Raw genomic sequence first — 23,804 nt, forward strand, 5'->3', positions numbered from 1 at the left:
GGTCATGCCGTCTGCCCCTGTTCCTCGCCGCGATGGCCCGCGGTGAAGTCGTCGGCCAGCGCGATATCCCCGTCGGCCAATGTGATTTCGGCGCCATCGCCGGTGACTGCGGTGATCTCCATCGGCGCGGCGACCGCCTGCGCCGCACCGGGCTTGAGTTCGAACAATTCGCGCAGCGCCTCGGCGTAGCTGTCGCCGCCCGGCGTGGACGCGAGCTGCTTGACCCGCACGGTCGGCGCGTGCAGCAGTTTGTCGACGACCCGGCGCACCGTGCGCGCGACCTCGTCGCGCTCCGGGTCGGCCAGGCCGGGCAGCCGCGAATCCAGGCGGAGCAGTTCGGCCTCGACCACCTCCGCGGCGCGCTGGCGCAACGCGGCCACCGTCGGGGTGACCTCGGCCATCCGCTGTCCGGCGAGGTATTTGGCGAGTTCGTCGGCGACGATCGAGCGGGCGGCCGCGGTGTCGTCGGCGGCGGCGCCTGCGGCCGGCTCGCGCTGCAAGCTCTCGATGTCGATGAGCGTGACGCCGGGCAGCCCCGCCACGGCGTGCTCGACATCGCGCGGCAAGCCGAGATCGCAGAACACCAACGGCCGCTCCACCGTGGCGAATTCCTCGCCGCGCTCGCGTTCGGTGAGCGCACGGTGGGTGTCGGCGAGGGTCACGACCGCGCCGACCGCGCCGGTACAGGTGACCACCACATCGGAGGCCGACATCGCCTCGGTGAGCCGCGACAGCTCCACGGCATCGGCCTCGACACCGTGCGTTCGCGCGGTCTCCGCGAGTCTGCGCGCCCGCCCGAGAGTGCGGTTCACCACGATGATCCGGCCGATTCCGGCGCGCGAGAGGTGCGCGACCGCCAGACCCCCCATCGCGCCCGCACCGACGACCGCGGCGGTGCGGCCCGCCAGCGGGCCGAGCACCTGCTGCGCACGATCCAGCGCGACCGACACCACCGACGCGCCCGCGCGGTCGATGCCGGTTTCCGCGTGCACCCGCTTGCCGACCCGCAGCGCGTGCTGCGCCAATTCGTGCAGTGTCCGCCCGACCGCCTGCTGCGCGTCGGCGGAGGCGTAGGCGCCGCGAATCTGGCTGAGTACCTGCTGCTCGCCGACCACCATCGAGTCCAGGCCGCTGGCCACCGCGAACAGATGCTCGGCGGCGGCCTCGGAATAGCGAACGTAGGCGTGCTTGGTCAGATCGGGCATCGGCAGCCCGGAGTGCTTGGTCAGCAGGTCGCCGATTTCGGCAAGACCGCCGTGGAAGGCGTCGACCACCGCGTAGACCTCCACCCGGTTGCAGGTGGAGACGATCATCGCCTCGGACACGTGACTGGATGCGAGTAGACGGTCGATCAGCTTCGGCCGGTCGGCATCGGTGACGGCCACCTTCTCCAGCACCGGAACCGGCGCGCTGCGGTGCGAGATGCCGACGAGGAGAACACTCATGGTGTGACCACCGATCCCTTGCTGTTTGGCTCCGTTGCCGTATGCGAGGTTGTCGTATGCGAGGTTGCCGAGTGCTGGAGCGCCGGGTGCGCGGGCGCCGCGTGCGGCGACGGCAGCCGATGCGCGATGCGCCCCGATCCGGCGTGCGCCACCTCCGGCAGTGGGGTCTGCTCCGCGTTGCGTACCCGCTCGAACGACAGCATCTGCATCTCCACGGCCAAGTCGACGCGACGGACCTCGACCGTCGCCGGTGCGACCAGCTCGCGGGGGGCGAAGCTCAGGATCGACTGCAGTCCGGCCGCGACGAGCCGGTCGCACACGTCCTGGGCGGCGTCGTCGGGAACAGTGATGACCGCGATCGTCGGCTCCAGCTCGGCGACCGCGCTTGCCAGCTCGGCGACATCGCGCACCACCAGACCGGCGACCGACATGCCGATCACCTCGGGATGGCTGTCGAAGATGCCGACCACGGTGAAACCGCGCCGCCGGAACCCGCCGTAGCCGACCAGCGCCCGGCCCAGGTTGCCCGCGCCGACCAGGACGACACGGTGGCCCTTCGACAGCCCCAGCACGTCTTCGATCCGGGAGCGGAGCTTGGCCACGTCGTAGCCCACGCCGCGAACGCCGTTGGGGCCGAGGAAGGAGAGATCCTTGCGCAATTTGGCCGAATTGACACCCGCCGCGACAGCCAGTTCCTCACTCGATACGATGGCAACACCGTCGTCGGCCAACATGGCGAGAACCCGAAGGTAGGTAGCCAGCCGCGCGACGGTGGCCTGCGGGATGTCCTTCTGCAGAGCCCTGCCGGAGACGCCGCCTGGCGCCTCATGCTGCTCTGTCACGTCGTCGGCTCCTCGTACCGGGCTCGGGCACCGGTTCGTCGCTCGACCCCTCTGACCCGGGGGCGGTCCGGTGCCATGGTGTCGAAGTTTCGGATTTCGGGGCGGCTCCGCAGCCTCGGCATGCGGGTCGCGTGCCACCACCGTAACTGCTTGTGAAGCCCTGCACAAAGTCGGTGAAATTGGCCTCATTTTCCGCTGCGACCAGCACAGCGGCCGAATCGGACCGAAAACGGGCGCCTCAGCGCTTCAGGTCCGCCCGCAATCGGGTCTCGTCGACATCGAAATAGCTGTGCTCGCGGCCGTCGAGCAGGACGACGGGAAGCCGGTCGCCGTACTCCGCGCGCAGGCCAGGGTCGGTGCCGGCGGCTTCGTCGACGTCCACGGTCCCCGGTTCGATGCCGAATTCGGCGCAGATCGCGCGCAGCTGTTCCAGTGCGGTCGCGCACAGCCCGCAGCCCGCGCGGGTCAGCAATGTCACCGAATGTGTGGGATTGGTCATGCGGGTATTTAATCCGCCACGCGATTGTGTCGCACGCCGCCTTCCGCCGTCACTGTCAGCCGATCCGGCTACTGTTGACATGGTTCGCGCGACGGGCGGAGGTACTGGTGCCGGAACGATCGAAGGTGGCGAGGGCCGGATTCATCGCGGGACGATTCGGTGAGTTTCCGGCGCGGTGGAATCTGAGCCAGATGGGCCAAGGCCTGCAGGGTCTGCAGGACCAGCTCGCCCGCATCTCGCGCAGCCCTTTCGGCCCCAGCGAAGAGGAATTGCGGGCCAATCTGGCCGGTGAGGCCAGCGCCGACGCCGCGCTGACCCTGCACGACGCGGACCTCGCCGCGGGCGAGGCTCAGCCCCCGGAGGCGCCGCGCGATCTGACGGCGGCGGCGTTCTTCGACGTCGACAACACCATGGTGCAGGGCGCGTCGATCGTGCATTTCGCCCGCGGCCTGGCGGCGCGCAAGTACTTCAAGACCTCCGATCTGGTGGACGTCGCCTGGAAGCAGGTGAAATTCCGGGTCACCGGCAAGGAGAGCAGCACCGACATGGCCAGCGGCAAAGAGAAGGCGCTGGCGTTCATCGCCGGGCGCTCGACCGCCGAACTGGCCGAGCTGGGCGAGGAGATCTACGACGAGATCATCGCCGACAAGATCTGGCCCGGCACCCGCGCGCTCGCGCAGATGCACCTGGACGCGGGCCAGCAGGTGTGGCTGGTGACCGCGACCCCGGTGGAGCTGGCGCAGGTGATCGCGAAACGGCTCGGGCTCACCGGAGCGCTGGGCACCGTGGCCGAGAGCGTCGACGGGAAGTTCACCGGGCGACTGGTCGGCGACATCCTGCACGGCCTCGGCAAAGCGCACGCGGTCCGCACGCTGGCGATCCGCGAGGGCTTGAACCTCAAGCGGTGCACCGCGTACTCCGACAGCCACAACGACGTGCCGATGCTCTCGCTGGTCGGCACCGCGGTGGCGATCAATCCGGACTCCGATCTCCGCGAAGTCGCGAAGAACCGCGGCTGGGAGATCCGCGACTTCCGGACCGGTCGCAAGGCCGCCAAGATCGGCGTGCCGACGGCGCTGGCCCTGGGCGCGGCAGGCGGAGCCGTCGCCGCGGCGGTCACCCGCCGCCGCGACGGTCAGTAACCGTCTTTACCCCGTGAAGACGTTGCGGCGCTTGGTGAGCAGCTTGTAGAGCGTCTGCTGGATGGTCTCGCGTACCTGGTCGGTGACCTCGAACATGGTCATCGGGTCGTCGGCGGCTTCCGGCTCGTACGGCGTGGTCGAGACGGGGGTGCCGAATTCGATGTACCACTTGGATGGCAGCGGCACCGCGCCGAGCACGCCGAGGTGCGGGAACAGCGGCGTCACCGGGAAGTACGGGAGGCCGAGCAGCCGGGCCAGCGGCTTGAGATCGGCCAGCTTCGGGTAGATCTCCTCGGAGCCGACGATGGAGCAGGGGATGATCGGCACGCCGGTGCGCACCGCCGCGGCCACGAAGCCGCCCCGGCCGAAGCGCTGCAGCTTGTAGCGATCGGAGTACTGCTTGCCGACGCCCTTGAACCCTTCCGGAAACACACCGGTCAGCTCGCCGGAGCGCAGCAGCCGTTCGGCGTCCTCCCGGCAGGCCAGGGTGTGGCCCGCCCGGCGCGCCAGCACACCGAGCACCGGCGTCTCGAAGATCAGATCGGCCGCGAGCAGGCGCAACGCGCGCTGCTTGGGATGCCGGTCGTGCACGGCCAGCTGCAGCATCAGGCCGTCGAGCGGGATGGTGCCCGCGTGATTGGCCACGATCAGCGCGCCACCGGCCTCCGGGAGGTTGTCCATCCCGCTGACCTCCACCCGGAACCACAGGTCCGCCAGCGGCCGCAGGGCGGGCAGGATGACCGATTCGAGCAGGTGCTCGTCGAAGCCGAACTCGTCGACCTGATAGTCGCCGGTGAGCCTGCGCCGGGCGAAATCGGCGGTCTTGGTGATCTGCTTGCCGAGCGCGCCACGCAGCATTCCCGACAGCGACTCGGGCGCGGGAGGCACCGCCGCCGCTCGCCGCTCGCTCAGCGATGTCACCGGGCTCGGAGCGGCCAGGCGCCGTGGCGCCGGCCGCTGACGAGTCTCGATCTGAAGATCGTGGAGTTGGATGACTTTCGCTACGTCGTTCATTGGTGTGCTCCCGTACCGGCCCCGAGCAGGCCGAGCAGTTTGTGTTCTGCGGCGTCGATCCACGCTGGATCGACCACGGGCCGCAACGCTGCGCCCCCTATGAAGTCGTCGAACGCCTGCACCGTCGTCCAGCGCGGCACGAACCCGAGTTCGGTCCGCATGCGCGTGGTGTTCAGGCCACAACCGAAGTGGAAATAGTCGAGCTGTTCGGCGGAGAACTCCCGCATCACCGGGCCCATGAGCAAGCGACCCGCCGTGCGGAACACCGTGAAGGGCACCGGCAGCTCGATCCGGCCCGCCCGCCGGACCGCCTGCGACAACGACAGCGAGCCGTCACCCGCGATGTTGTACGTCCCGCTCGCCGCGGTGCGCGCCGCGAGCGTCAGCGCGGCCACCGCGTCCTCCTCGTGCAGCAGCTGCATCCTGGCGTCCCGGCCGAATACGGTAGGTGTCACCGGCGAACGCAAGTATTGCACGCCGCGGGCGGCCAGCCGCGGGCCCACGATCGGAGCGAATCGCAGAATTGACGTGGCGATATCGGGGCGTCGGCGGGCGAGCCCGCGAACATAACCCTCTATATCGATCATGTCGCGCGCAAACTCGCCTCGCGGCGGTGTGCGCGCGCTCATTTCCTCGCTGAATTTCGCAGGGTCCTTCGCACTGCAACCGTACACCGCCGAGGACGAGCGCAGCACCACCCGGCGCACCGAAGACGCCTTCTGGCACACCGCGAACAGCTGCATCGCGCCGAGGACGTTGTGATCCTTCATGACCGCGCGCCCGCCGCCCGCGGGCGGGCGCGTCAGCAAGGCGGTGTGCACGACGGTGTCCACCTCGCCACCATCGATCACCTTACGGATCAACGGGTTTCGGATGTCCGCGCGCACGAACTCGGCGCGGCCCATGCGCCGCTGCAGCTCTCGGCCGGGCGTCATCGTGTCGACCGCGAGAATGCGTTCGATCCCGGCGTCCTGGGCGAGCCGGGCGACGACCGTGCCACCGAAGAACCGGCTGGCCCCGGTGACCAGCACGACCTTCGGTGTGTGTCCTTCCCGACCCTCAGAACCCACCGGCACCCGCTTCCTCTGCCAGTCGCCGTTGTGATTATTCCCAGCACCTAGCGTAGCGGGTCGTTACCCGCCCACCGAGAGTATTAACCAGGATCTAACGATGACTTCAGTCACGCGATACAAATGATAATTCCAAAATTTGAAATTTCAAACGAAAAGGCCCGTCACCTATTGGTGACGGGCCCCCGCAGCTATCACGCAGCGATGCCTTACTTGCCGAGTTTGCGCCGCTGGACACGCGTACGGCGAAGCAGCTTGCGGTGCTTCTTCTTCGACATGCGCTTGCGGCGCTTCTTGATCACAGAACCCATAGGGTTGTCCTCGCGTTCTCTCTACTCGGCGCGCACGCTGCCCGTGCGCGATTGCCGGACGCCCGTCCGCCGGGACCCCGGCCCACGGGGGCCAGGGTCGCTCGGCAAGCCTCACGCCCCGTGTTCGCGCCGCCGGATACCACGAGGCAACCAACAGCGATGCCACCGGCGGGCGAACACGAACCGAGGAGCTATCGTACCGGCACGCCCGGCCGGTCCCGAAACCGCCTCATCCGGCGTCGAAATAGGACGTTTCCAGATAGTCGTGTACCGCCTTGGCGTGTACCCGGAACGATCGGCCGACGCGCACGGCGGGCAACTCGCCCGAGTGCACGAGCCGGTAGACCGTCATCTTGGACACCCGCATCAGACTCGCCACTTCGGCGACGGTGAGAAACTGGGTGCCGCCGCCGAGCACGGGTTGCCCCTGCGTCGCGGCCTCACGCTGTGGACGGGCGTTCCCCCGACCGCCCGCGGGACCGGAGCCGCCGGACGCTCCGGAATTCGCAGACATCTTGTTCGCAGACATCATTGCACCATTGACCTCCGGCACGTCCGCGCCGCCGGCTTCCCCACCGGCGGAACAGACACGCACGTGCTCCTTGAAGCTTAGCGGGACCAGTGGTGTTACTGCGACGGGTGTGAGAAATCGGGTTTTCCGAATTCAAACAGACCGGTCACTCCGCTGATGCGCCTTGTTCGGCCGACCTTTGCTTGGCCGCGAAAAGGGCCTCCAGGAATGCCGAGCGTAGTCCTCCGCGCTCGAGTTCGCGGATGGCGGCCGCCGTCGTGCCCGCGGGCGAGGTGACCGCGGCGCGCAGTTCCGCGGCGGACTGGCTGGAGCCGTCCAGGAGAGCGGCCGAACCGACCATGGTCTGCACGACGAGCTGAGTGGCCACGTCCCTGGTGAGCCCGAGCCCGACGCCCGCGTCCACCATGGCCTCGACGACCAGGAAGAAGTAGGCGGGCCCCGAACCGGACACCGCGGTGACCGCGTCCATCTGGCTCTCCGCCACCGCGACGACCTTGCCGACCGCGCCGAGCACCTCGGTCACCAGTTCCAGATGCTGCTCGCGCGCGTATCGACCCGGCGCGATGACGCTCATCCCCTGCCCGACCAACATCGGCGTGTTCGGCATGACCCGCACCACCGGGAAACCGGCGGGCAACTTGCCCTCCAGCCGCGCGGTCGGCACACCGGCCGCGAGCGAGACCAGCACCTGATCGCGATCACTGCCGATCTCCGCCTTGCCCAGCGGCGCGAGTACCGCGTCCACATCGCTCGGTTTCACCGCGATCACCAGCAAATCCGCGCCGACGGCGGCATCGGCCACATCGTCGGTGACCCGGATACCGAAGCGATCAGCGATCTGATGGGCCCGCTCCCGATGGGTCTCGACGACGACCAAGTCCTTGGTCAGCCGCCCGGACTCCAGCAACCCCGCGACCAAGGCCTCCCCGATGCGCCCGCCACCGATCACCGCAATTCTCGTCATGGGGCTCAAGGCTAGACGGCGCGCGCGGAGACTCAGCGCTGGGGAACGAGCGCCAGCTGACGACTCTGCGCGACGACCGCACCGGTCGAGTCGAGGACCAGTTGATCTTCGTCGAACATGCGCTTGCCCACCTCGTGCGTGGTGGCGATGATCCGCAGCCAGCCCGGCGCGGGCCTGCGACGCAGGTAGGTGGTCATCTGCACGGTGGGGGCCCAGCCGAAATGGCCCAGGTTGGTCGGCACCGGCGGGCTCATGTCGGCGCTCATCATGGCGAAGTACATCGCGACCTCGGGATCCTGCTCGTCACCCTGGCGTGGGCGCATCCACAGCCGCAGGCGCGGTTCGCCCTTCGCGCCTTCGAGGAACCGCGCCCACTCGCGGTCGAGATAGATCTCCGCGCCCTGGCCCACGTGCACGATCTCGCCCATCGGCGAACCGGGCTCGTAGCCGATCGCGTCGGCAGGCGGCTGGGCGGGCATGTCGGCATGCTCCGGCGCGTAGATCGGGTCGGTGTCGTCGAGGCGGCTGAACGTCAGCGCCGTACGCACCAGGACGCGGCCGTCTTGGACGAGGTCGGCGTCGGCCAGGCAGATCTGGCGGCCGATCTTGCGGACGCGCACCTCGTATTCGACCTCGCCGGGATTGGGGGCGCCGAGGAAATCGGAGCTGGCGGCGATCGGGGCCATGTCCACCAGGGCGGGATCGGACGCGCGCAGCCAATTGGCGGCTGCCGCGGCGCTGGCCGCGACCATCGTCCCGCCGTGGACCTTCGGGCCGATGGTCCAGATGTCGTCGATGACGCCGAGATAGCGCCCGGTCCCCGGCGTGGCCGGTGGCGCCTCGGTCAGCGCGCACACCTGGCTGAACGGCGCGTCGGTCGTGGCCACCGGGCCGAAGTCGGCCGTCAGCTCCGTCGTCATCCTCACTCCTGTCCTCCGTCGACCGCACCCGATGGCGTCGTTCGCGGCGTCGTAGCCCGCACTGTCGCCGAGCGGCGTTCGTACAGCGTACAACGAGGCGCGGGCCGCACCGCATCTCTCCGTGCGGGGGTAGCGACGAGCGTCACACCGGCGGTTCGGGCGACCCACGTCGGGCGCCGGTGGGTGTGGGCGCGGCAGTCAGATGCGCGCGGGCGAAGGCCAGGGTGCGGTGCAACATGGCGGCCCGCTCCTTGGTGGTGCGCGCGTTCTGGGTGTTGATCTCGGCGACGACTTGGCCGGAGAAGCCGGTGCGGACCAAGCTCTCACACACCTCCACGCACGGTTGCGTGCCCTCGCCGGGAACGAGATGTTCGTCGTGTGCGGCGCCCCGGCCGTCGGCCAAGTGCAGGTGAGCCAGACCCGGACCCATGCGGGCCGCCAAGGCCAACGGATCGGTTCCGGCGGTCGCGGTGTGCGACAGGTCCAGGGTGTAGTGACGGAACCCGGTATCGGTCGGGTCGTAGGAGGGGCTGAACGCGGTGAGCGCCGGCCCCGGGCCACCGCGCCGCTCCAGCCGTTTCACCGCGCCCTCACGTCGGCCGAACAGCGTGTCCGCGCGCATCGGGAACATGTTCTCCACCGCGACGATCACCGGGCTGTTCTCTTCCAGCTCGGCCACCTGCGCTGCGAACCCCGCCGCGTAGCGGCGCTGCCAGCGGAACGGCGGGTGCACGACGACCGTGCTCGCACCGAGCGCCTCGGCCGTGTGCACACTGCGCTCGAGTTTGGCCACCGGGTCCGAGCCCCACACCCGCTGCGAGATCAACAGGCACGGCGCGTGCACGGCGAGCACGGGGACACCGTATTCGCGGGAGTAGGCCTGCGCGGTGGCGATGCTCTGGCTGGCGGGCTCGGCCCAGACCATCAATTCGACGCCGTCGTACCCGAGCTCGGCGGCATATCGGAACGCGGCCTCCGTGTTCTGCGGGTATACCGAGGCGGTCGACAGGCCGACCTGGATCGGCTTCGGCCGGGACGCGCCATCGAGGTCACCCGGCGAACCGGCGCCCGTGCGCGACCCCGCCTCGGGCGCGGGCCGCACCCCGGTCTCGTTCGCCTGTCCGATATTCCCCACGACGGCTCCCTACTCAGTTCGTACTGAGAAGAAAGGCTAGCGGGCCCAGCGTGACGAAGATGCCGACGACCACGGCGATCACGGTACTGAGGATGTCGTCGGTCTTGCGCAGAATCCGCACGAGCGCCACCAAGCCGAGAATCACGATCATCGCCAGAGCCAGCGCCACCCAGGGAAGCATCTCCCACATGCGCTCGAAGCCCTTGAACAGCAACATGCCCGCGACGGCGGCGCCGGTGCTCTGACCGCCGAGGATCATCCACTGGCGGCGATTCGCGTCGTACTCCGCCTTCTTCGCCGCCCTGGACCGGCGCGGCGAGGTGGTCCGGGCGGCGCGAGGCTCGTCGGCGATGTCGTCCTCGTCGTCTTCGTCTTCGTCCACCGTGATCGGCTCGTAGACGTCGGTGACGCCGTCCATCTCCGCGGGGTCGACGGCGGCACGCCCACCGCGCCCATTGCGCCTGCCGCGTTCCGCGGCGCCGCGCTCGGCCCGGTCGACCCCGTCGCGCAGCAGGTCGCCCGCGACCGTCTGGCCGGAGATCAGCTGCTGGTCCTGGCTGGCCAGCGACCAGGCGGCGGTGGGGATGCCGGCGGATGCCGGCGGCGGATCGGCTTGCGGCTTGTGCCGCCGGGCCGACCAGGCCGGGAGACCGTTCTCCCCCGCGCCGTTGCGCCGACTCGGTCTGCGCTGCCCCTCCGGCTGCGGCTCGGGCGGAACCGGTCTACCTGGCTTCGGTCGCGGATCCGGCGGCGGCGGGAGGGGTAGCGGTTCCGATTCGGGGGCGAAGCCGCCGGTGGACGGAGACCACGCCGCGGTGGACGGACCGAGGTCCTCGGCCGCTTCCGCGGCTTCCGCCGCCCTGCGCCGGGCCGCGCGCCCGCCCCCGGCGCCATTGCGCTCGGGAAGATGCGCCCGGCCGAAATCTGGCTCGCCGGGTTCGGCGTAGCCGCCGCCGAAGCCCGGTTCGGCGACGCCCCGGTCGGGCGGCGCGGCCAGGCCGAACGACTCGGACGGCGTCTCTTGCCAGGACCGTACCTCGGTGGCCGATTCGTCCGGTTCCTCACGCCTGCGCCTGCGACCCGAACGCGGGGACGTCTCGGGCACGCCGCCCGGCGGATCGGGGACGTACGGGCCGGGGGCGGCTGAGAACAGATCGGATACGGGGGTATCCGGCGAGAGCGGATCGAACGACGTGCTGTGCCGCGACGAGGGCATCTCCCGGCCGGGCATGACGCGGCTGGATCGCCCCGGCGGCGGATCGGCCTGTGGCGAGTCGGGCTGCGCGTAACCGGCCAGCGGGTCGTACATCGAAATCGGGCCCGACATGGGCGAATACGACGACGGGTCCGGCTGCGGCTCCGGGGGGTGGGAAACCGGCTCGGGCGCGGACGGTTCGAACGAGGGCGGCGCGTAGGCCTGCTCCTGGGCGCCCGACTCGGGCGCGGCGTGCGCGGAATGACCGCCCTCCCGGATGACCGGCAGGTCACCGGTCAGTTCCGCGACGGAGATGCCCCGGCCACCGCGGCGGCGTCTGCCACCACCCGACGAGGCGCCCTGCTGGCCGTTACGCGCCAGCAGTTCCGCGACCGACAGCTGTTTGGAGTCCTCGCTCATGACGACACCGTCCCGATCGAGCCCGGCAGCGGCGCGCCACCGTCGGACGCCGGTCGGCCGTCTCCGGCCGCCGAGCCCGCTGAGTACGTTGCTTCGGGTCCACCATTCATATCGGTATCCAGTTTGCGCAGGATGAGCCCTTCACGCAGCGCCCACGGACAAATCTCCAAGGAATCCAGCGAAAGTGCCCGCATACTCGCCTCCGCGACCAATGCGCCGGCCACCAATTGTTGTGACCGATCGGAACTTACGCCTTCCAATTCTGCACGGTCCGACGCCGTCATCCGCGAGATGAACGCGATCAGCTGGCGCAGAGCCGAGCTCGTGAGTGTACGACGCACCCGCGGACCCGCCGCGGACGGCGCCGCTCCGGTGAGCCGGGCCAGGGAGCGGAACGTCTTCGACGTGCCGACGGCCAGATCGGGCTTGCCCGGTTCGATCAGCTTCTTCGCCGGGACCACCAACTCGGCGTCGAGCCAGTCGCGCAGCACGGCCACCCGGCGCTTGCCCGGCGGATCCTCCCGCAGCCATTCCCTGGTCAACCGGCCCGCGCCCAGCTGCAAGGACAACGCGACATCGGGCTCCTCGTCGCCGCCGTTGGTCATCTCCAAGGAGCCGCCGCCGATGTCCAGATCGAGAATGCGCCCGGCGCTCCAGCCGTACCAACGGCGCACCGCGAGGAAGGTCAGCCGCGCCTCGTCGACGCCGGACAGCACTCGCAGCTCGACGCCGGTCGCCGCGCGCACCCGGCCGAGGACCTCTTCGGAGTTGGCCGCCTCGCGCAGCGCGGAGGTGGCGAACGGCATCAGCTCGACGCACTTGGAGGTCTCGGCGATGCTGGCGAATTCGGCGACGGTGTCGATCAGCCGCTGCGCGCCCGCCTCGGTGATGCAGCCTGCCTCGTCGATGTTCTCCGCGAGCCGCAAGGTGGCCTTCGTCGAGCTCATCGGCAGGGGATGACCGCCACGATGCGCGTCCACCACGAGCAGGTGAACGGTATTGCTTCCGACATCGAGTACCCCAAGCCGCACATGAACACGGTACTGGGTGGTGCGGCACTTCAGCCCAGGCGACTGAACTGTTAGCGTCCTATTTCGTGACGGTAGGCGCATCCCCGAGCAGCCCGACCCGGCCCCGACCAGCGGGGAAGATCGACCCGGCCCCCGAGGTCGACCCCGACTTTCCCCGTGAGTGGATCGAGTTCGTCGATCCGGCAAACGACGAGCATTTGATCGTCGCGGACCTCACCTGGCTGCTGTCGAGCTGGACGTGCGTGTTCGGCACGCCCGCCTGTCAGGGCATCCTCTCCGACCGGCCGGATGACGGCTGCTGCTCGCACGGCGCGTTCCTCGCCGACGACGACGACCGCAAACGCCTGGGCCGCGCTGTGAAACTGCTCACACCGCAGGACTGGCAGTTGCTGCCCGAAGCCGCCAACGCGCAGGGCAAGGTCACCAAGAGCGGCTATCTGGAACTCGACGAGCTCGACGACGAGCCCGCGCTGCGCACACGCCGGTTCGAGGGCGCGTGCATCTTCCTCAACCGTCCCGGCTTCGCGGGCGGCATCGGGTGCGCGCTGCACAGCATGGCGCTGCGGCGCGGCATCGAGCCGCTGGAGGTCAAGCCGGACGTGTGCTGGCAGCTGCCGATCCGCCGCACCCAGGACTGGGTCGACCGGCCCGACGGGGTGCAGATCCTGCGGACCGTGATCACCGAATACGACCGCCGCGGTTGGGGACCCGGCGGCGCCGACCTGGACTGGTACTGCTCCGGCTCCCCCGACGCCCACGTCGGCGCGAAGCCGGTCTGGCAGTCCTACGCTCCGGAGCTCACCGAGCTGATCGGCGCGCCCGCCTACGCCGAGCTGGCCCGGCACTGCAAACGCCGCGAGGGCCTCGGGCTGATCGCCGTTCATCCGGCGACGGTGCACGCCGAGCGGATGCGGGACTGCGTGGATCCGCTCCCCTGATCGCGATCGTTTGCCGAACGAGCGCTCGGTATGGTCGCCGCGCGCCGTGTGATCCAGCGCGGGGTTCACCCCGTCGCCATGCGAGCTTCACCCGGATCGGGTTTGATGTGCCGTTATGTCCAAGAAAGTTCTCACCGTGGCGACCATCGCTCTGGGTGCCGCCCTCTCGCTGACCGGAGTAGCCCACGCGGAGCCGAACGGCGACCCGCACAAGTTCTACGACTTCACCTCGGAGTTCGTGGCGGCCACCGACCCCGCCGCGATCAATGCCAAGGCCGCGGGCAAGCTCCTGATCGCGAGCCCGTACGGCACCTCGCACACCATCGCCTGCCGTGGCACCAACACCGCGGACCTCTACGACTGCATGCAGGAAGACGACCTCGGCTGGATCACCCTGCAGAAGACCGAGACCCCGCTCGGCACCACCTGGATCTACTTCCCCTGACCACCCCGCCTCGCCGGGTCTTCAGGCCGTAATGGTCAGGTCTCGCGGGATTCGCGTTCAGATCCCGCGTCGCGATGCCACTCGTGTTCTGGGCATACCCGGTGAGTTACCCATGTGCTCACGAAGACGGAGGTTCCGTTTCGTGAGCACATGGGTTTTCGGCCGAGCCGGATGAGTTCGCTCTCTATGCTTCGAGTTTGTAGCCCAAGCCGCGCACGGTGACCAGGTGTTCCGGCTTGGCCGGGTCCGCCTCGATCTTCGAGCGCAGCCGCTTGACGTGCACGTCCAGGGTCTTGGTGTCGCCGACGTAGTCCGCACCCCACACCCGGTCGATCAGCTGACCGCGGGTGAGCACCCGCCCGGAATTGCGCAGCAGGTATTCGAGCAGGTCGAATTCCTTGAGCGGCAATGTGACCGGCTTGCCGTTCACCATCACGGTGTGCCGGTCGACGTCCATCCGGACCGGGCCTGCTTCCAGGACGCCGCTCTCGTTGGATCCCTCCAGCTCGTCGCCCGCCCCGCGGCGCAGGACGGCGCGGATGCGCGCGATGAGCTCACGAGCGGAATACGGCTTGGTGACGTAGTCGTCGGCGCCCAGTTCGAGGCCGACCACTTTGTCGATCTCGCTGTCGCGCGCGGTGACCATGATCACCGGCACACCGCTGCGGGTGCGCAACTGCTTGCACACGTCGGTGCCGCTCATGCCGGGCAGCATGAGATCGAGCAGGACGATGTCCGCCCCGGACCGGTCGAACTCGGCGAGCGCGGACGGCCCGTCACCGACCACGGTGACCTCGAAACCCTCCTTGCGCAGCAGGAACGCGAGCGGATCGGCCAGCGACTCCTCATCCTCGACGATCAGAACACTCGTCATCTGCGTGCCTCCACACCATTCGGTCGGCCCGGTCCGGTGGGACGCGGGCTTGTTTCTTTCGTGCTCACCACGGCGCCGTCGTGGTCTTCGTCCGCGCCTGCTTCGTGGTGGGCGGGTATGCGCAAGGTGAACGTCGATCCGGTGCCCAACTTGCTCCACAGGGTGATTTCCCCGTTGTGGTTGGCGGCCACGTGTTTGACGATAGCCAAGCCCAGCCCGGTGCCGCCGGTGGCGCGAGACCGCGCCTTGTCGGACCGGAAGAATCGCTCGAACACTCGCTCCTGGTCTTCCTTGGCGATGCCGATGCCTCGGTCGGTGACCGCCATCGCCACGTGATCGCCGCGCAGCGAGCGGCTCACCGATACGTGCGAACCGGCCGGCGAGTAGGCGATCGCGTTCTCCACCAGATTGGAAAGGGCGGTGACCAGCAAGGTCTCGTCGCCGAGCACCTCCAGCCCGCTGGGTCGGTCGGTGCTGACCGTGATCCCGGCGGCCTCGGCGGCGGTGCGGGACCGATCGACCGCCTGCATCACCACCGTGTCCACGTCCACCACCTCGAGTTCGGGCAGTTTCTCCGCGCCCTGCAGGCGGGAGAGCGCGATGAGTTCGGTCACCATCTTGCCGAGGCGGCGGGATTCACCGAGCACGCGCTGACCGAAGTGTCGCACGGCCTCCGGGTCCTCGGCGGATTCCAGCAAAGCTTCGGCCAAGAGGCTCATCGCGCCGACCGGGGTCTTGAGCTCGTGGCTGACGTTGGCGACGAAGTCGCGCCGGGTGGCCTCCATGCGGGCCTGTTCGGAATCGTCGTCGGCGAACAGCACGGTGAAGGTGGTCTCTTCGCGCGACAGTTGCCTGGCGACGCCGCGCACGGCGATGCGGCCGCGGCCGGGGACCGGATTCTTCGCGGTCAGGTCGAACTCGGCGGATTCGCCGGTGGCCAGCACTTTCTCCACCGCGGCCCAGGCGCGCTCGTCGAGCAGGCGGTTGCGGACCAGTCCGAGTTCCTCCGCGCGCGGGTTGACCAGCACGACGTCGCGGTACTCGTCGACCACCGCGATACCGCTCTCGGAGGCGAGCACGATCAGGTCGAGGACTTGGGACATGGTGAGACCGGACTCGGCCTGCCTGCGCGCGGCCTGCCTGGCATTCACATACGGGATCAATAGCCCGCCGACTGCCAGGCCGACGACAGCCGCCAAGATGGCCAGCAGCACGGCCTGGGGAACACTCACACTTGAATCGTACGGTCGCCGACCGGTCGGCCGACGCCGGGTACATGAAGTTTCGCGCAGGTCATAGGCCCTTCCGGCCCCGTTAGCCGCATGTTTACGCACTGTTCGAAGTGGCGTATCCCAGCGTATTCGCCGGCCGGTCAGTCCGCTTCGTCGTCGGCTCCGGCGACCGCCTCGTTCACGGCGTGGCCGTGCTTGTCCACCCAGTCGCCGAGTGCGTAGATCGGGACGAGCAGGTCCGCGCCCGCGGCGGTCAGTTCGTATTCGACCCGCGGCGGGGCCTCCGCGTAACGGTGACGGCGCACCAGCGTCATCCGCTCCATCCGCCGCAGGGTCTGCGTCAGCATCTTCTGGCTGATTCCACCGATGGCCGCGCGCAGCTCGCCGGGACGCATCGGTCCTTCGCGCAGCATATAGACGATCACCGGCAACCAGGAGTTGCCGAAGATGTCCACACCCATCCGGGCCGGGCAGTCGGATTCGTAGTCGCCGTAGGGCGCGAATTCCACTCGCTCGGCGCTGACCGGTTCGCTCGGTGCCGCGCTCACTGTTCCAGCTTGCCAGTGCCGTCGCGCACCTCCGGGTGCGTATCGGAATTCCTAGCGTCGTATCGGAACACTTTTCGAGTCAGGAGTTGGGATGCGAATCGGAATCATCGGAGCAGGCGCGATGGCGCGGGCACTCGCCGGCGGCTGGAGTGCGGCGGGTCACGAAGTGCTCGTCGGCGCACGGTCCCCCGCAGCGGCGGCGGAACTGGCGGCCGCGATCGGGGGGCGGGCCGGAACGATCTACGACGCCGCGGTTTTCGGCGATGTCGTGCTGCTCGCGTTACCCGTCCCGGCGTTGCCGGAGGTGCTGCGCGCCGTCGCGGAGCCGCTGGCAGGCCGCACGGTCGTCGATTGCACCAACGCCTTCGCCCCCGATACGGCGGCGCCCGAGGGAGCCACCGCGTTCGTGCTCGCGCAAGACGCTGTCGCGGAGGCGATCGCGGCGCAGGCGCCCGGGGCGCACGTGGTGAAGGCGTTCAACCTGTGTGCCGCCGAGGTATGGGAGGCGAAGGCGCGCGTCTTCGACGATCGCCGTTTGGCAGTGCCGATCTGCGGCGACGACGCGGCCGCCGTGGCGGCGGTCGCGTCGCTGGCCGGAGACCTCGGCTTGCGGGCGATCCCCGCAGGCGGACTGCACCGGGCCCGGTACCTGGAGGCCCTGTCGGTATTCACTGTCGGTCTCTGGTTCGCCGGACACGATGCCCGCGCGATGTTCCCGCCGTTGGAGGCCGCGTTCGCCGTCGCCGACTGACAGGCCGCACGGGTCAAGCGGGATCTACCGAGCCGAGATCGGCGAGCTTACGCGCGAGCACCGCCCGTTCGCGCTGGTTGCCGCACAACCCGCTGGCACGCTCCAGTTCGATGCGCGCCTCCTGCGTGCGTCCCAGCCGGACGAGCAGTTCCCCGCGAACACTGGGCAGCAGATGCGAATGCGCCAGCGTTTCGGCGGCTGCCAACCTGTCCACGATCGGCAGCGCCGCGGCGGGTCCCTGGGCCATGGAGACCGCCACCGCGCGGTTGAGGTCGACCACCGGCGACGGCGCGAGCCGGCCGAGCGCCTCGTAGAGGAGCACGATCCGCTCCCAGTTCGTCGCGTCCACCGATGCCGCGATGGCATGGCACTCGGCGATCGCCGCCTGCAAGCCGTAGGCGCCCAGGCCCCGGCCGACCCGCTCGGCCCGGGCCAGGGCGGCTTGTCCCCGGCGAATCGCCGAGCGGTCCCAGCGGCGGCGGTCCTGGTGCTCCAAGAGCACCGGCTCGCCGTCCGGCCCGATGCGGGCGGGGAAGCGCGCCGCGGTCAGCTCGAGCAGCGCCAGCAGGCCGTGGACCTCGGGCTCATCCGGCACCAGCCGGGTGAGCACCCGCGCCAGGCGCAGTGCCCCGCTCGCGAGGTCGAGCCGGATCAGATCCGCCCCCGAGCTGGCCGAAGATCCTTCGGTGAAGATCAGGTAGACCACGCTGAGCACCGAGCCCAGGCGCTTGGTCCGCTCCCCGGCCGATGGCAGCTCGAACGGCACCCGGGCCGCCGCGAGGGTCTTCTTCGCCCGGGTGATGCGAGCCTGCACGGTGGCAGCCGGAACGAGGAACGCCTTGGCGATCTCGTCGCTGGTCAGACCGCCGATCACTCGCAAGGTGAGCGCGACTCGCGCCTCCCGCGACAACACGGGATGACAGGAGATGAACATCAGCGCGAGCAGGTCGTCATCGATCCGGTCCGGGTCCCACAGCACATCCTCGGCGTCCCGGGCCGGATCGGCCGGCGAGCCGCCCGAGACGGCGCCGCCCTCGCCCAGATCCCGGGCGAGCGCGGCGTACCTCTCGTCGAGGGCGGAGCGCCGACGGAACGCGTCGATCGCGCGACGGCGGCCGACGGTGAGCAACCACCCCGCCGGGTTGCGTGGCACACCGTCACGCGGCCACGTCACGAGCGCCTCGGCCAGCGCCTCCTGCGCCAGGTCCTCGGCCAGCGCGAAATCGCCGGTATACCGCGCGAGCGCTCCGACGATCCGCGCGGACTCGATCCGCCAGACCGCGGCGACGGCTGCGCGGCCGGTGTGGTCGGCCATCGCCCCTCGATCCGCTCAGAGCTGGCCGGTGGCCTCGCGCCACGCCCGCTCTTTCTGGATCCACTCGTTGTCCTGCGGGAACTCATCGATCGTCGGGACCCGGCGGATCTCGGTCTTGAACCCCGGGCCGGTCATCGGCATCCGCTTCGCCCACTCGATCGCTTCTTCCTTCGACGCCACGTTGAGGATGTAGAAGCCGCCGAACAGCTCCTTCGTCTCGCCGTAAGGGCCGTCGGTGACGACGGGAGTCTCGGAGGAGTAGTCGACGACCACGCCCTCGGCGGCGTCTTCCAACCCCTCCGCGGCCAGCAGCACGCCCGCCCGGATCAGCTCGTCGTTGAACTTGCCCACGGTGTCGAGCATCTGCTCGAAGTCGGTGTTCGCCATCCCCGCGAAGGCCTCGTCGGTAGCGCGCATGATGAGCATGTACTTCATGGTTGTCTCCCTGACTGTTCGGGTCCCTCTCTGGACCCTCTCACCCATAGGTCGAACGGGGGAACTCGGAGATCGACACACGCGCCGAAATTTTTTTCACCTGGTTCGAACACGCCGATCGAAGCGTGCACCCTCGCCCATACCCCGCAGCGTGAAACATGATGCGCGACGGGTGCACGCTCGGACCGCGCCCCAGCTCTACCAGCCCGGATTCCCGCGGACCGGGATGTTGACGAAGCTCGGACGGTCGGGATCCAGGTCCAGATGCTGTGGCCGCAGGCCGGTGTCGATCAGCATCGGCATGATCGGCAGGCCCTTGGGGAAGTTGCCCGCGTACACGTCGACGCGCAGACGGTGACCCGGCTGCAGAAGCGCCTCCGTGGCGGGCAGCGCGATGTCCAGCGTGGTCACTTCGCCGGGGACCGTCATCTGCCGCTGCTCCAACGAGGTGAACGGCCGCGGGTCGGTGTAATCGCCGTTGGCGGACTTGCTGCTGTTCGCCTCATCGATCGCCCGCAACGACGCCATCAGCTGCCCTGACGACAGCACGCTGGACTGCCCGTCCGGCGCAACGTCGTTCACCGTGACCACCCAGTAGCCGTCGGCGGCGTCCTGCACGGTGTTGAGCCGCACCGCGATCCGTCCGGAGATCGAAGTAGGCTCGGCGACCGGCGCGCTGGTGAAGGTCAGCCCGTTCGACTCCTGAATCCTGGAGTCCTTCGCACAGCCGTCGATGACCGACAGCGCACCCGCGGTGGCTTGGGCGGCGTCGTTGGAGCACAGGCTGGTCAGGCCGGGCGCCACGGTCAGGCGCGCGGGCTCGCCGGTGCCCTCGGGGCTGAGCGAACCGTCGTAGAGACTGTCGGCGGTGCCGCTGGGCGCGGCGGTCAGGTACATCCTGCGGTGCGACGCCTGCTGCGAACCCTCCGCACCGGTGGACGCGGCGAACGAGTCGGTGGTGATCCAGCCGCCGCCCTGCTGGCGCAGGGTGATCGGACCGTACTGGTCGATGCCGTTGTCGATGTCCTTGAGCCACTTGTCGAACCAGGCGCGCTGCAACACGTCCAGCCGCGGCGGCAGGCCCGGCTTGCCGTACTCGTTGCCCGAGTTGATGTGATAGGTGTCGCCCATCAGCAATTGCTTGTGGCCCGGCGGCAGCGGAATCTCGTTGTAGATCTTGGATTCCGAGTAGGTGAACAGGTCGTGCCAACCGCCGGTCACGAAGGTCGGCGTCCGGATCTCGCCCGGATCACCCAGCCAGTCCCGCCTCGGCCCGGAATCGTCGGTCAGCAGTTCCTTCGCGCGCGGGTCGAGGTCCTCTATGCGCGCGGTGGTGTAGGCGTTGAGCAGGACGTCCATGAAGGTCAACGGATCTCGGGCGCGATCGGCCAGCCACCTGGTGTCCAGTTGCCCGTTGAGCACCGACGCCAGGTCGGGAAGGAGCTTGAGGCCGTTGATGGCGGTCAGCCACAGCGGGATGAAGTTGAAGCCGAATCCGCCGCCGGGCGCCAGCACGTCGTTGACCAGGTCGCTGCCCGGCACGACCGGGAAGATCGCCCGCAAGGCGGGCGGGCGCTGCTGGGCGGCCTGCACCTGGTTGATCCCCGAGTAGGAAATGCCGTTCATGCCGATCCGCCCGTTGGACCAAGGCTGCCGTGACGCCCAGTCGATCACCTCGAGCGTGTCCTGCTGTTCGCGCCCGCGCAGCATGTCCCAGACGCCCTGGGAGAAACCGGTGCCGCGCACGTCGACGACCACCTGCGAGTAGCCGCTCTTGATCAACTGCCGGTCGACGGTGAAGTTGCGCAGTTCGCCGCCGCCGAACGCCTTGGTCAGGTCGGTGACGCCGGACAGCGGGGTGCCGCTCATGTCGATCTGCCGGAAGAACTCGATCAGCGCGTCGGACAGCCCGGGAATCGACTGGGCGTGGTCGGCCAGATTCGAGACCAGCTTGGTGTAGGGCGTCAGGTTGACGACCGTCGGCGTGGGGAGGTCGATCGGCCGGCCGGAGGCGTCCGCGGGACGGTAGACGTTGCCCTTCAGGACGGTTCCGTCACTCATCGTGATGGGGACGTCCCACTGGATGTGGATGTTCGGGTACTGCTGTGGTCCGTCTTGGGTGGCCGCCCATGCCGCTCCGGCGGCGCCGCCGTCCGGGCCGGTCGGCGGCTCGACGGCGTCGGCGAGGAAGGGAACGAGCATCGTGACGGCTATCGCCGCCACCGTGGCCCGGAGCGCGCACTTCATCGAACGTGATCCACCTCTCGGCTGGTCGAACGACCGAAGTGTACCTACCTACTTGTCGGTAAAAACAGTGGGTAACTTAATCCGCCGTTCGAACGGTAGCCGCCCGCCGCGCCGACCGGCACTCGATCCTCCGGCGTGTCGCAAGGCAGCGGACCTGCTCGCGAACAGACGAACGCGCTGCCACCCGAGCGGGTGACAGCGCGTTCGCGTGGTCGCTGTGGTGCGCGGTTATTTGCCGCCCTGGCCTGCGACGGCGGCGGCGCCCGCGGCGGCCGCCTCCGGGTCGAGGTACTCGCGCGGACGCACCGGGCGCAGGTCCTCGTCGAGGTGGTAGACCAGCGGGATGCCGGTGGGGATGTTCAGGCCTGCGATCTCCTCGTCGGAGATCTGGTCGAGATGCTTCACCAGGGCGCGCAACGAGTTGCCGTGCGCGGCGATCAGCACCGTCTTGCCGGACAGCACGTCCTTGGAGATCACCGACTCCCAGTAGGGCACCATCCGGTTCACCACGTCGAGCAGGCACTCGGTCTTGGGGACCTCCACGCCCGCGTAGCGCGGATCACCCTCCTGGCTGTACTCGTTGGCCGGATCGATCGGCGGCGGCGGCGTGTCGTAGCTGCGGCGCCACAGCATGAACTGCTCGTCGCCGTACTTCTCCCGGATCTGCGCCTTGTTCTTACCCTGGAGTTCACCGTAGTGCCGCTCGTTGAGCCGCCAGTCCCGGATCACCGGAACCCAGTGGCGGTCGGCGGCGTCCAGCGCGATGTTCGCGGTGGAGATCGCCCGGCGCAGCAGCGAGGTGTAGACGACGTCCGGCAGGATGCCGTGCTCGGCCATCAGCTCTCCGGCACGCTTGCCCTCGGCGATGCCCTTGTCGGTCAGATGCACATCCACCCAGCCGGTGAACAGGTTCAGGGCGTTCCATTCGCTTTCGCCGTGGCGCAGCAGCACGAGGGAGTACGTCATGCCGTCATCCTCCCATGCGCGCTCGACCGGGTCGCATCGGTTCCCGCCACGGCCGTCGCGGAAAGCGCGGCGTCAGACCGGTTCGTTCGCGGCGAGCACGGCCGCGCCCGCCAGCGTGGCGCCTGCGGTGATCTGCGACAGCTCCACGCGCAGCTCACGCAGGAATCTCAGCCCGGCGTGCTCGTCCACCGCGGTGCGCAGCGGATCCCACAGCGGCGCACCGGATTGCGCGAAGCCGCCGCCGACCACCACGCGGTCGATGTCCAGCAGGGCGGCGGCCGAGGCAATCGCCGCGCCGAGCGCGGTGCCCGCCCGGTGCAGCGCGGCGACGGCGATCGCGTCGCCCGCGTGCGCGGCCTCGGCCAGTTGCGCTCCCGTGGCCCCGGGCCAACCCTGCTCCCGCGCCCAGCGCACCGAGGACATGCCGCTCGCCACCGCCTCGACGCAACCGCGACCGCCGCAGCCGCACGGCGTGTCCCAACCCGGCACGACGATGTGCCCGACGTGCCCGGCATTGCCGGTGCGCCCGAGCAGCACCTTGCCGTCCGAGACGATCCCGCCGCCGATCCCCGACGACACCGTCATGGCCAGCGCGTCGGCCACCCCGCGCAACGCACCGAGGCGGTGTTCGGCCAGCGCCAGACAGGCGCCGTCGATGGCGAAGCGAATCGCGGCGGCGGGAAACAGCTCCTGTACGGCGGCGACGACCGGGAAGCCCGCTTTCCACTCCGGGATGTTCAACGGGCCGGTGATACCGGCGCGCACGTCCACCGGCCCGGCGGCGCCGATGCCGACGGCGCTGATCCGTTGCGTCCCCGCCACCTCGAGCAGCAGTCCGCGACAGGTGTCCCACACGCCCGCGTCCGGCACGTCGACCCTGCGCACGTCACATACCTCGGCACCGCGGCGCACCACCCCGGCCGCGAACTTCGTCGCGCCGATGTCCAGAGCGAGAATCGCCAACGCCGTGTCCCTTCGCCGATCCGAGCCACCTGCGATTGTCACCCGGGGCGCCGGGCTGGATCCGGCGATCGGTCAGGGCTGGTCGGCGGAATCGACCAGATGCTCGAAGGCGCGCAGATTCTGCAACGACTCTCCGCGCGAAACGCGCCACTTCCATTCCCGCCGGATGGATTCGGCGAAGCCGAGTTCCAGCAGCACGTTGAAGTCGGCGTCGACCGCCTCGAGGATCTGCCCGAACACCCGGTCCAGCTCGTCGGACGTGACAGCGTGTGCCGAGAGGCGGCCCACCAGGTAGATGTCGCCGACCCGGTCGAGGGTGTAGGCGACGGCGTAGAGCCTGCGGTTGCGGCGCAGCAGGAATTTGTAGACGCCTTCGAAGTTCTCGTCCGGCTTGCGGCAGACGAACGATTCGACGCGGACCCCGTGCTTGCCCACCGTGAGCATCACCGTGGTCTTGAGCTTGCGCTCACCGGGCAGGACGACGACGAAGGTCTCCTCACCCGGCCTGGTGTACTCGATCTCCCTGTCGCGCAGCGTCTCCTCGATGAGCTGCGCGGTCGACTGGATCTC

At 69.2% G+C, this 23,804-nt stretch carries 25 protein-coding genes; 4 read left to right on the forward strand and 21 right to left on the reverse strand.

All coding sequences use genetic code 11. The annotated features are described in order from the left end of the window. Positions 1-2: 2 nt before the first annotated feature. The 3 genes from K8O92_05750 to K8O92_05760 all read right to left on the reverse strand — a co-directional run bounded on the left by K8O92_05750 (position 3) and on the right by K8O92_05760 (position 2,786). On the reverse strand, positions 3-1,445 hold the full coding sequence (locus K8O92_05750) for a glutamyl-tRNA reductase (GenBank protein UAK33466.1): 1,443 nt from the start codon (positions 1,443-1,445) through the stop codon (positions 3-5). After that, a complete protein-coding gene (locus K8O92_05755) occupies positions 1,442-2,287 on the reverse strand; it encodes a redox-sensing transcriptional repressor Rex (protein UAK33467.1) in 846 nt (281 codons plus the stop codon). Before K8O92_05755 ends, K8O92_05750 begins: the two co-directional genes overlap by 4 nt. 238 nt (positions 2,288-2,525) lie before the next feature. Continuing rightward, positions 2,526-2,786 carry a glutaredoxin family protein gene (locus K8O92_05760; protein ID UAK33468.1) on the reverse strand — a complete coding sequence of 87 codons (261 nt, stop codon included), beginning with the start codon at positions 2,784-2,786 and terminating at the stop codon, positions 2,526-2,528. Between the two features lie 125 nt (positions 2,787-2,911). Here K8O92_05760 and K8O92_05765 point away from each other — a divergent pair, with 125 nt between their 5' ends. After that, positions 2,912-3,928 carry an HAD-IB family hydrolase gene (locus K8O92_05765; GenBank protein UAK35462.1) on the forward strand — a complete coding sequence of 339 codons (1,017 nt, stop codon included), beginning with the start codon at positions 2,912-2,914 and terminating at the stop codon, positions 3,926-3,928. A gap of 6 nt (positions 3,929-3,934) precedes the next feature. On the opposite strand, the gene K8O92_05770 is transcribed toward K8O92_05765, so the two are convergent. The 9 genes from K8O92_05770 to K8O92_05810 all read right to left on the reverse strand — a co-directional run bounded on the left by K8O92_05770 (position 3,935) and on the right by K8O92_05810 (position 12,520). After that, the gene (locus K8O92_05770; protein UAK33469.1) at positions 3,935-4,942 is read right to left on the reverse strand and encodes an acyltransferase family protein; all 1,008 of its coding nucleotides are present in this window, start codon (positions 4,940-4,942) and stop codon (positions 3,935-3,937) included. Beyond that, positions 4,939-5,973 (reverse strand): NAD-dependent epimerase/dehydratase family protein, encoded by a 1,035-nt coding sequence (locus K8O92_05775; protein UAK35463.1) that lies wholly within the window; start codon positions 5,971-5,973, stop codon positions 4,939-4,941. The genes K8O92_05770 and K8O92_05775 overlap by 4 nt, the downstream gene beginning before the upstream one ends. Before the next feature lie 248 nt (positions 5,974-6,221). Continuing rightward, positions 6,222-6,323, reverse strand: a complete 102-nt coding sequence (locus K8O92_05780; GenBank protein ID UAK33470.1) for an AURKAIP1/COX24 domain-containing protein — start codon at positions 6,321-6,323, stop codon at positions 6,222-6,224. Positions 6,324-6,552: 229 nt separating this feature from the next. Next, positions 6,553-6,741, reverse strand: a complete 189-nt coding sequence (locus K8O92_05785) for a helix-turn-helix domain-containing protein (GenBank protein UAK35464.1) — start codon at positions 6,739-6,741, stop codon at positions 6,553-6,555. Positions 6,742-7,000: 259 nt separating this feature from the next. Further along, positions 7,001-7,819: a pyrroline-5-carboxylate reductase gene (gene proC, locus K8O92_05790; protein ID UAK33471.1), complete on the reverse strand. Its 819-nt coding sequence runs from the start codon at positions 7,817-7,819 to the stop codon at positions 7,001-7,003. Positions 7,820-7,851: 32 nt separating this feature from the next. After that, positions 7,852-8,739 (reverse strand): thioesterase family protein, encoded by an 888-nt coding sequence (locus K8O92_05795; GenBank protein ID UAK33472.1) that lies wholly within the window; start codon positions 8,737-8,739, stop codon positions 7,852-7,854. Between the two features lie 142 nt (positions 8,740-8,881). Next, the gene (locus tag K8O92_05800) at positions 8,882-9,874 is read right to left on the reverse strand and encodes a sugar phosphate isomerase/epimerase (GenBank protein UAK33473.1); all 993 of its coding nucleotides are present in this window, start codon (positions 9,872-9,874) and stop codon (positions 8,882-8,884) included. Between the two features lie 13 nt (positions 9,875-9,887). Next, positions 9,888-11,489, reverse strand: coding sequence for a hypothetical protein (locus K8O92_05805; protein UAK36114.1), 1,602 nt, complete (start codon positions 11,487-11,489; stop codon positions 9,888-9,890). Then, positions 11,486-12,520, reverse strand: a complete 1,035-nt coding sequence (locus tag K8O92_05810; protein UAK33474.1) for a Ppx/GppA family phosphatase — start codon at positions 12,518-12,520, stop codon at positions 11,486-11,488. Before K8O92_05810 ends, K8O92_05805 begins: the two co-directional genes overlap by 4 nt. A 119-nt stretch (positions 12,521-12,639) precedes the next feature. Here K8O92_05810 and K8O92_05815 point away from each other — a divergent pair, with 119 nt between their 5' ends. Both K8O92_05815 and K8O92_05820 read left to right on the forward strand, forming a co-directional pair. After that, positions 12,640-13,458, forward strand: coding sequence for a hypothetical protein (locus K8O92_05815; protein ID UAK35465.1), 819 nt, complete (start codon positions 12,640-12,642; stop codon positions 13,456-13,458). Between the two features lie 115 nt (positions 13,459-13,573). Next, positions 13,574-13,903 carry a hypothetical protein gene (locus K8O92_05820; GenBank protein UAK33475.1) on the forward strand — a complete coding sequence of 110 codons (330 nt, stop codon included), beginning with the start codon at positions 13,574-13,576 and terminating at the stop codon, positions 13,901-13,903. A 184-nt stretch (positions 13,904-14,087) separates the two neighbouring features. On the opposite strand, the gene K8O92_05825 is transcribed toward K8O92_05820, so the two are convergent. The 3 genes from K8O92_05825 to K8O92_05835 all read right to left on the reverse strand — a co-directional run bounded on the left by K8O92_05825 (position 14,088) and on the right by K8O92_05835 (position 16,557). Beyond that, positions 14,088-14,777 carry a response regulator transcription factor gene (locus tag K8O92_05825; protein UAK33476.1) on the reverse strand — a complete coding sequence of 230 codons (690 nt, stop codon included), beginning with the start codon at positions 14,775-14,777 and terminating at the stop codon, positions 14,088-14,090. Next, the gene (locus K8O92_05830; GenBank protein ID UAK33477.1) at positions 14,774-16,009 is read right to left on the reverse strand and encodes a sensor histidine kinase; all 1,236 of its coding nucleotides are present in this window, start codon (positions 16,007-16,009) and stop codon (positions 14,774-14,776) included. Before K8O92_05830 ends, K8O92_05825 begins: the two co-directional genes overlap by 4 nt. A gap of 140 nt (positions 16,010-16,149) precedes the next feature. Next, positions 16,150-16,557 (reverse strand): helix-turn-helix transcriptional regulator, encoded by a 408-nt coding sequence (locus K8O92_05835; GenBank protein ID UAK33478.1) that lies wholly within the window; start codon positions 16,555-16,557, stop codon positions 16,150-16,152. 91 nt (positions 16,558-16,648) lie between these two features. Here K8O92_05835 and K8O92_05840 point away from each other — a divergent pair, with 91 nt between their 5' ends. Beyond that, positions 16,649-17,308: an NAD(P)-binding domain-containing protein gene (locus K8O92_05840; protein UAK33479.1), complete on the forward strand. Its 660-nt coding sequence runs from the start codon at positions 16,649-16,651 to the stop codon at positions 17,306-17,308. Between the two features lie 13 nt (positions 17,309-17,321). Here the strand turns inward: K8O92_05840 and K8O92_05845 are convergent, their stop codons facing one another. From K8O92_05845 to K8O92_05870, 6 genes are all read right to left on the reverse strand, one after another. Next, positions 17,322-18,623 carry an RNA polymerase subunit sigma-24 gene (locus K8O92_05845; GenBank protein UAK33480.1) on the reverse strand — a complete coding sequence of 434 codons (1,302 nt, stop codon included), beginning with the start codon at positions 18,621-18,623 and terminating at the stop codon, positions 17,322-17,324. Positions 18,624-18,638: 15 nt separating this feature from the next. After that, positions 18,639-19,058, reverse strand: a complete 420-nt coding sequence (locus K8O92_05850; GenBank protein ID UAK33481.1) for a YciI family protein — start codon at positions 19,056-19,058, stop codon at positions 18,639-18,641. Positions 19,059-19,256: 198 nt separating this feature from the next. Further along, positions 19,257-21,305, reverse strand: a complete 2,049-nt coding sequence (locus K8O92_05855) for a CocE/NonD family hydrolase (protein ID UAK33482.1) — start codon at positions 21,303-21,305, stop codon at positions 19,257-19,259. 228 nt (positions 21,306-21,533) lie between these two features. Continuing rightward, complete coding sequence (locus K8O92_05860) at positions 21,534-22,271, reverse strand: phosphoglyceromutase (GenBank protein ID UAK33483.1); 738 nt, start codon at positions 22,269-22,271, stop codon at positions 21,534-21,536. Between the two features lie 72 nt (positions 22,272-22,343). Further along, the gene (locus tag K8O92_05865; protein ID UAK33484.1) at positions 22,344-23,234 is read right to left on the reverse strand and encodes an ROK family protein; all 891 of its coding nucleotides are present in this window, start codon (positions 23,232-23,234) and stop codon (positions 22,344-22,346) included. Between the two features lie 72 nt (positions 23,235-23,306). Continuing rightward, entirely contained in the window at positions 23,307-23,801 is a 495-nt protein-coding gene (locus tag K8O92_05870) for a YbjN domain-containing protein (GenBank protein UAK35466.1), read from the reverse strand. Between the last annotated feature and the right edge of the window lie 3 nt (positions 23,802-23,804).

This window comes from Nocardia asteroides, assembly GCA_019930625.1.
GTDB lineage: Bacteria > Actinomycetota > Actinomycetes > Mycobacteriales > Mycobacteriaceae > Nocardia > Nocardia sputi.

Bases quoted from the DNA above. Each gene is read 5' to 3' on its own strand.
- K8O92_05750 (UAK33466.1), bottom strand. From the start codon at position 1,445: ATGAGTGTTCTCCTCGTCGGCATCTCGCACCGCAGCGCGCCGGTTCCG.
- K8O92_05760 (UAK33468.1), bottom strand. From the start codon at position 2,786: ATGACCAATCCCACACATTCGGTGACATTGCTGACCCGCGCGGGCTGC.
- K8O92_05770 (UAK33469.1), bottom strand. From the start codon at position 4,942: ATGAACGACGTAGCGAAAGTCATCCAACTCCACGATCTTCAGATCGAG.
- K8O92_05780 (UAK33470.1), bottom strand. From the start codon at position 6,323: ATGGGTTCTGTGATCAAGAAGCGCCGCAAGCGCATGTCGAAGAAGAAG.
- proC (UAK33471.1), bottom strand. From the start codon at position 7,819: ATGACGAGAATTGCGGTGATCGGTGGCGGGCGCATCGGGGAGGCCTTG.
- K8O92_05795 (UAK33472.1), bottom strand. From the start codon at position 8,739: ATGACGACGGAGCTGACGGCCGACTTCGGCCCGGTGGCCACGACCGAC.
- K8O92_05805 (UAK36114.1), bottom strand. From the start codon at position 11,489: ATGAGCGAGGACTCCAAACAGCTGTCGGTCGCGGAACTGCTGGCGCGT.
- K8O92_05820 (UAK33475.1), top strand. From the start codon at position 13,574: ATGTCCAAGAAAGTTCTCACCGTGGCGACCATCGCTCTGGGTGCCGCC.
- K8O92_05825 (UAK33476.1), bottom strand. From the start codon at position 14,777: ATGACGAGTGTTCTGATCGTCGAGGATGAGGAGTCGCTGGCCGATCCG.
- K8O92_05840 (UAK33479.1), top strand. From the start codon at position 16,649: ATGCGAATCGGAATCATCGGAGCAGGCGCGATGGCGCGGGCACTCGCC.
- K8O92_05845 (UAK33480.1), bottom strand. From the start codon at position 18,623: ATGGCCGACCACACCGGCCGCGCAGCCGTCGCCGCGGTCTGGCGGATC.
- K8O92_05850 (UAK33481.1), bottom strand. From the start codon at position 19,058: ATGAAGTACATGCTCATCATGCGCGCTACCGACGAGGCCTTCGCGGGG.
- K8O92_05855 (UAK33482.1), bottom strand. From the start codon at position 21,305: ATGAAGTGCGCGCTCCGGGCCACGGTGGCGGCGATAGCCGTCACGATG.
- K8O92_05860 (UAK33483.1), bottom strand. From the start codon at position 22,271: ATGACGTACTCCCTCGTGCTGCTGCGCCACGGCGAAAGCGAATGGAAC.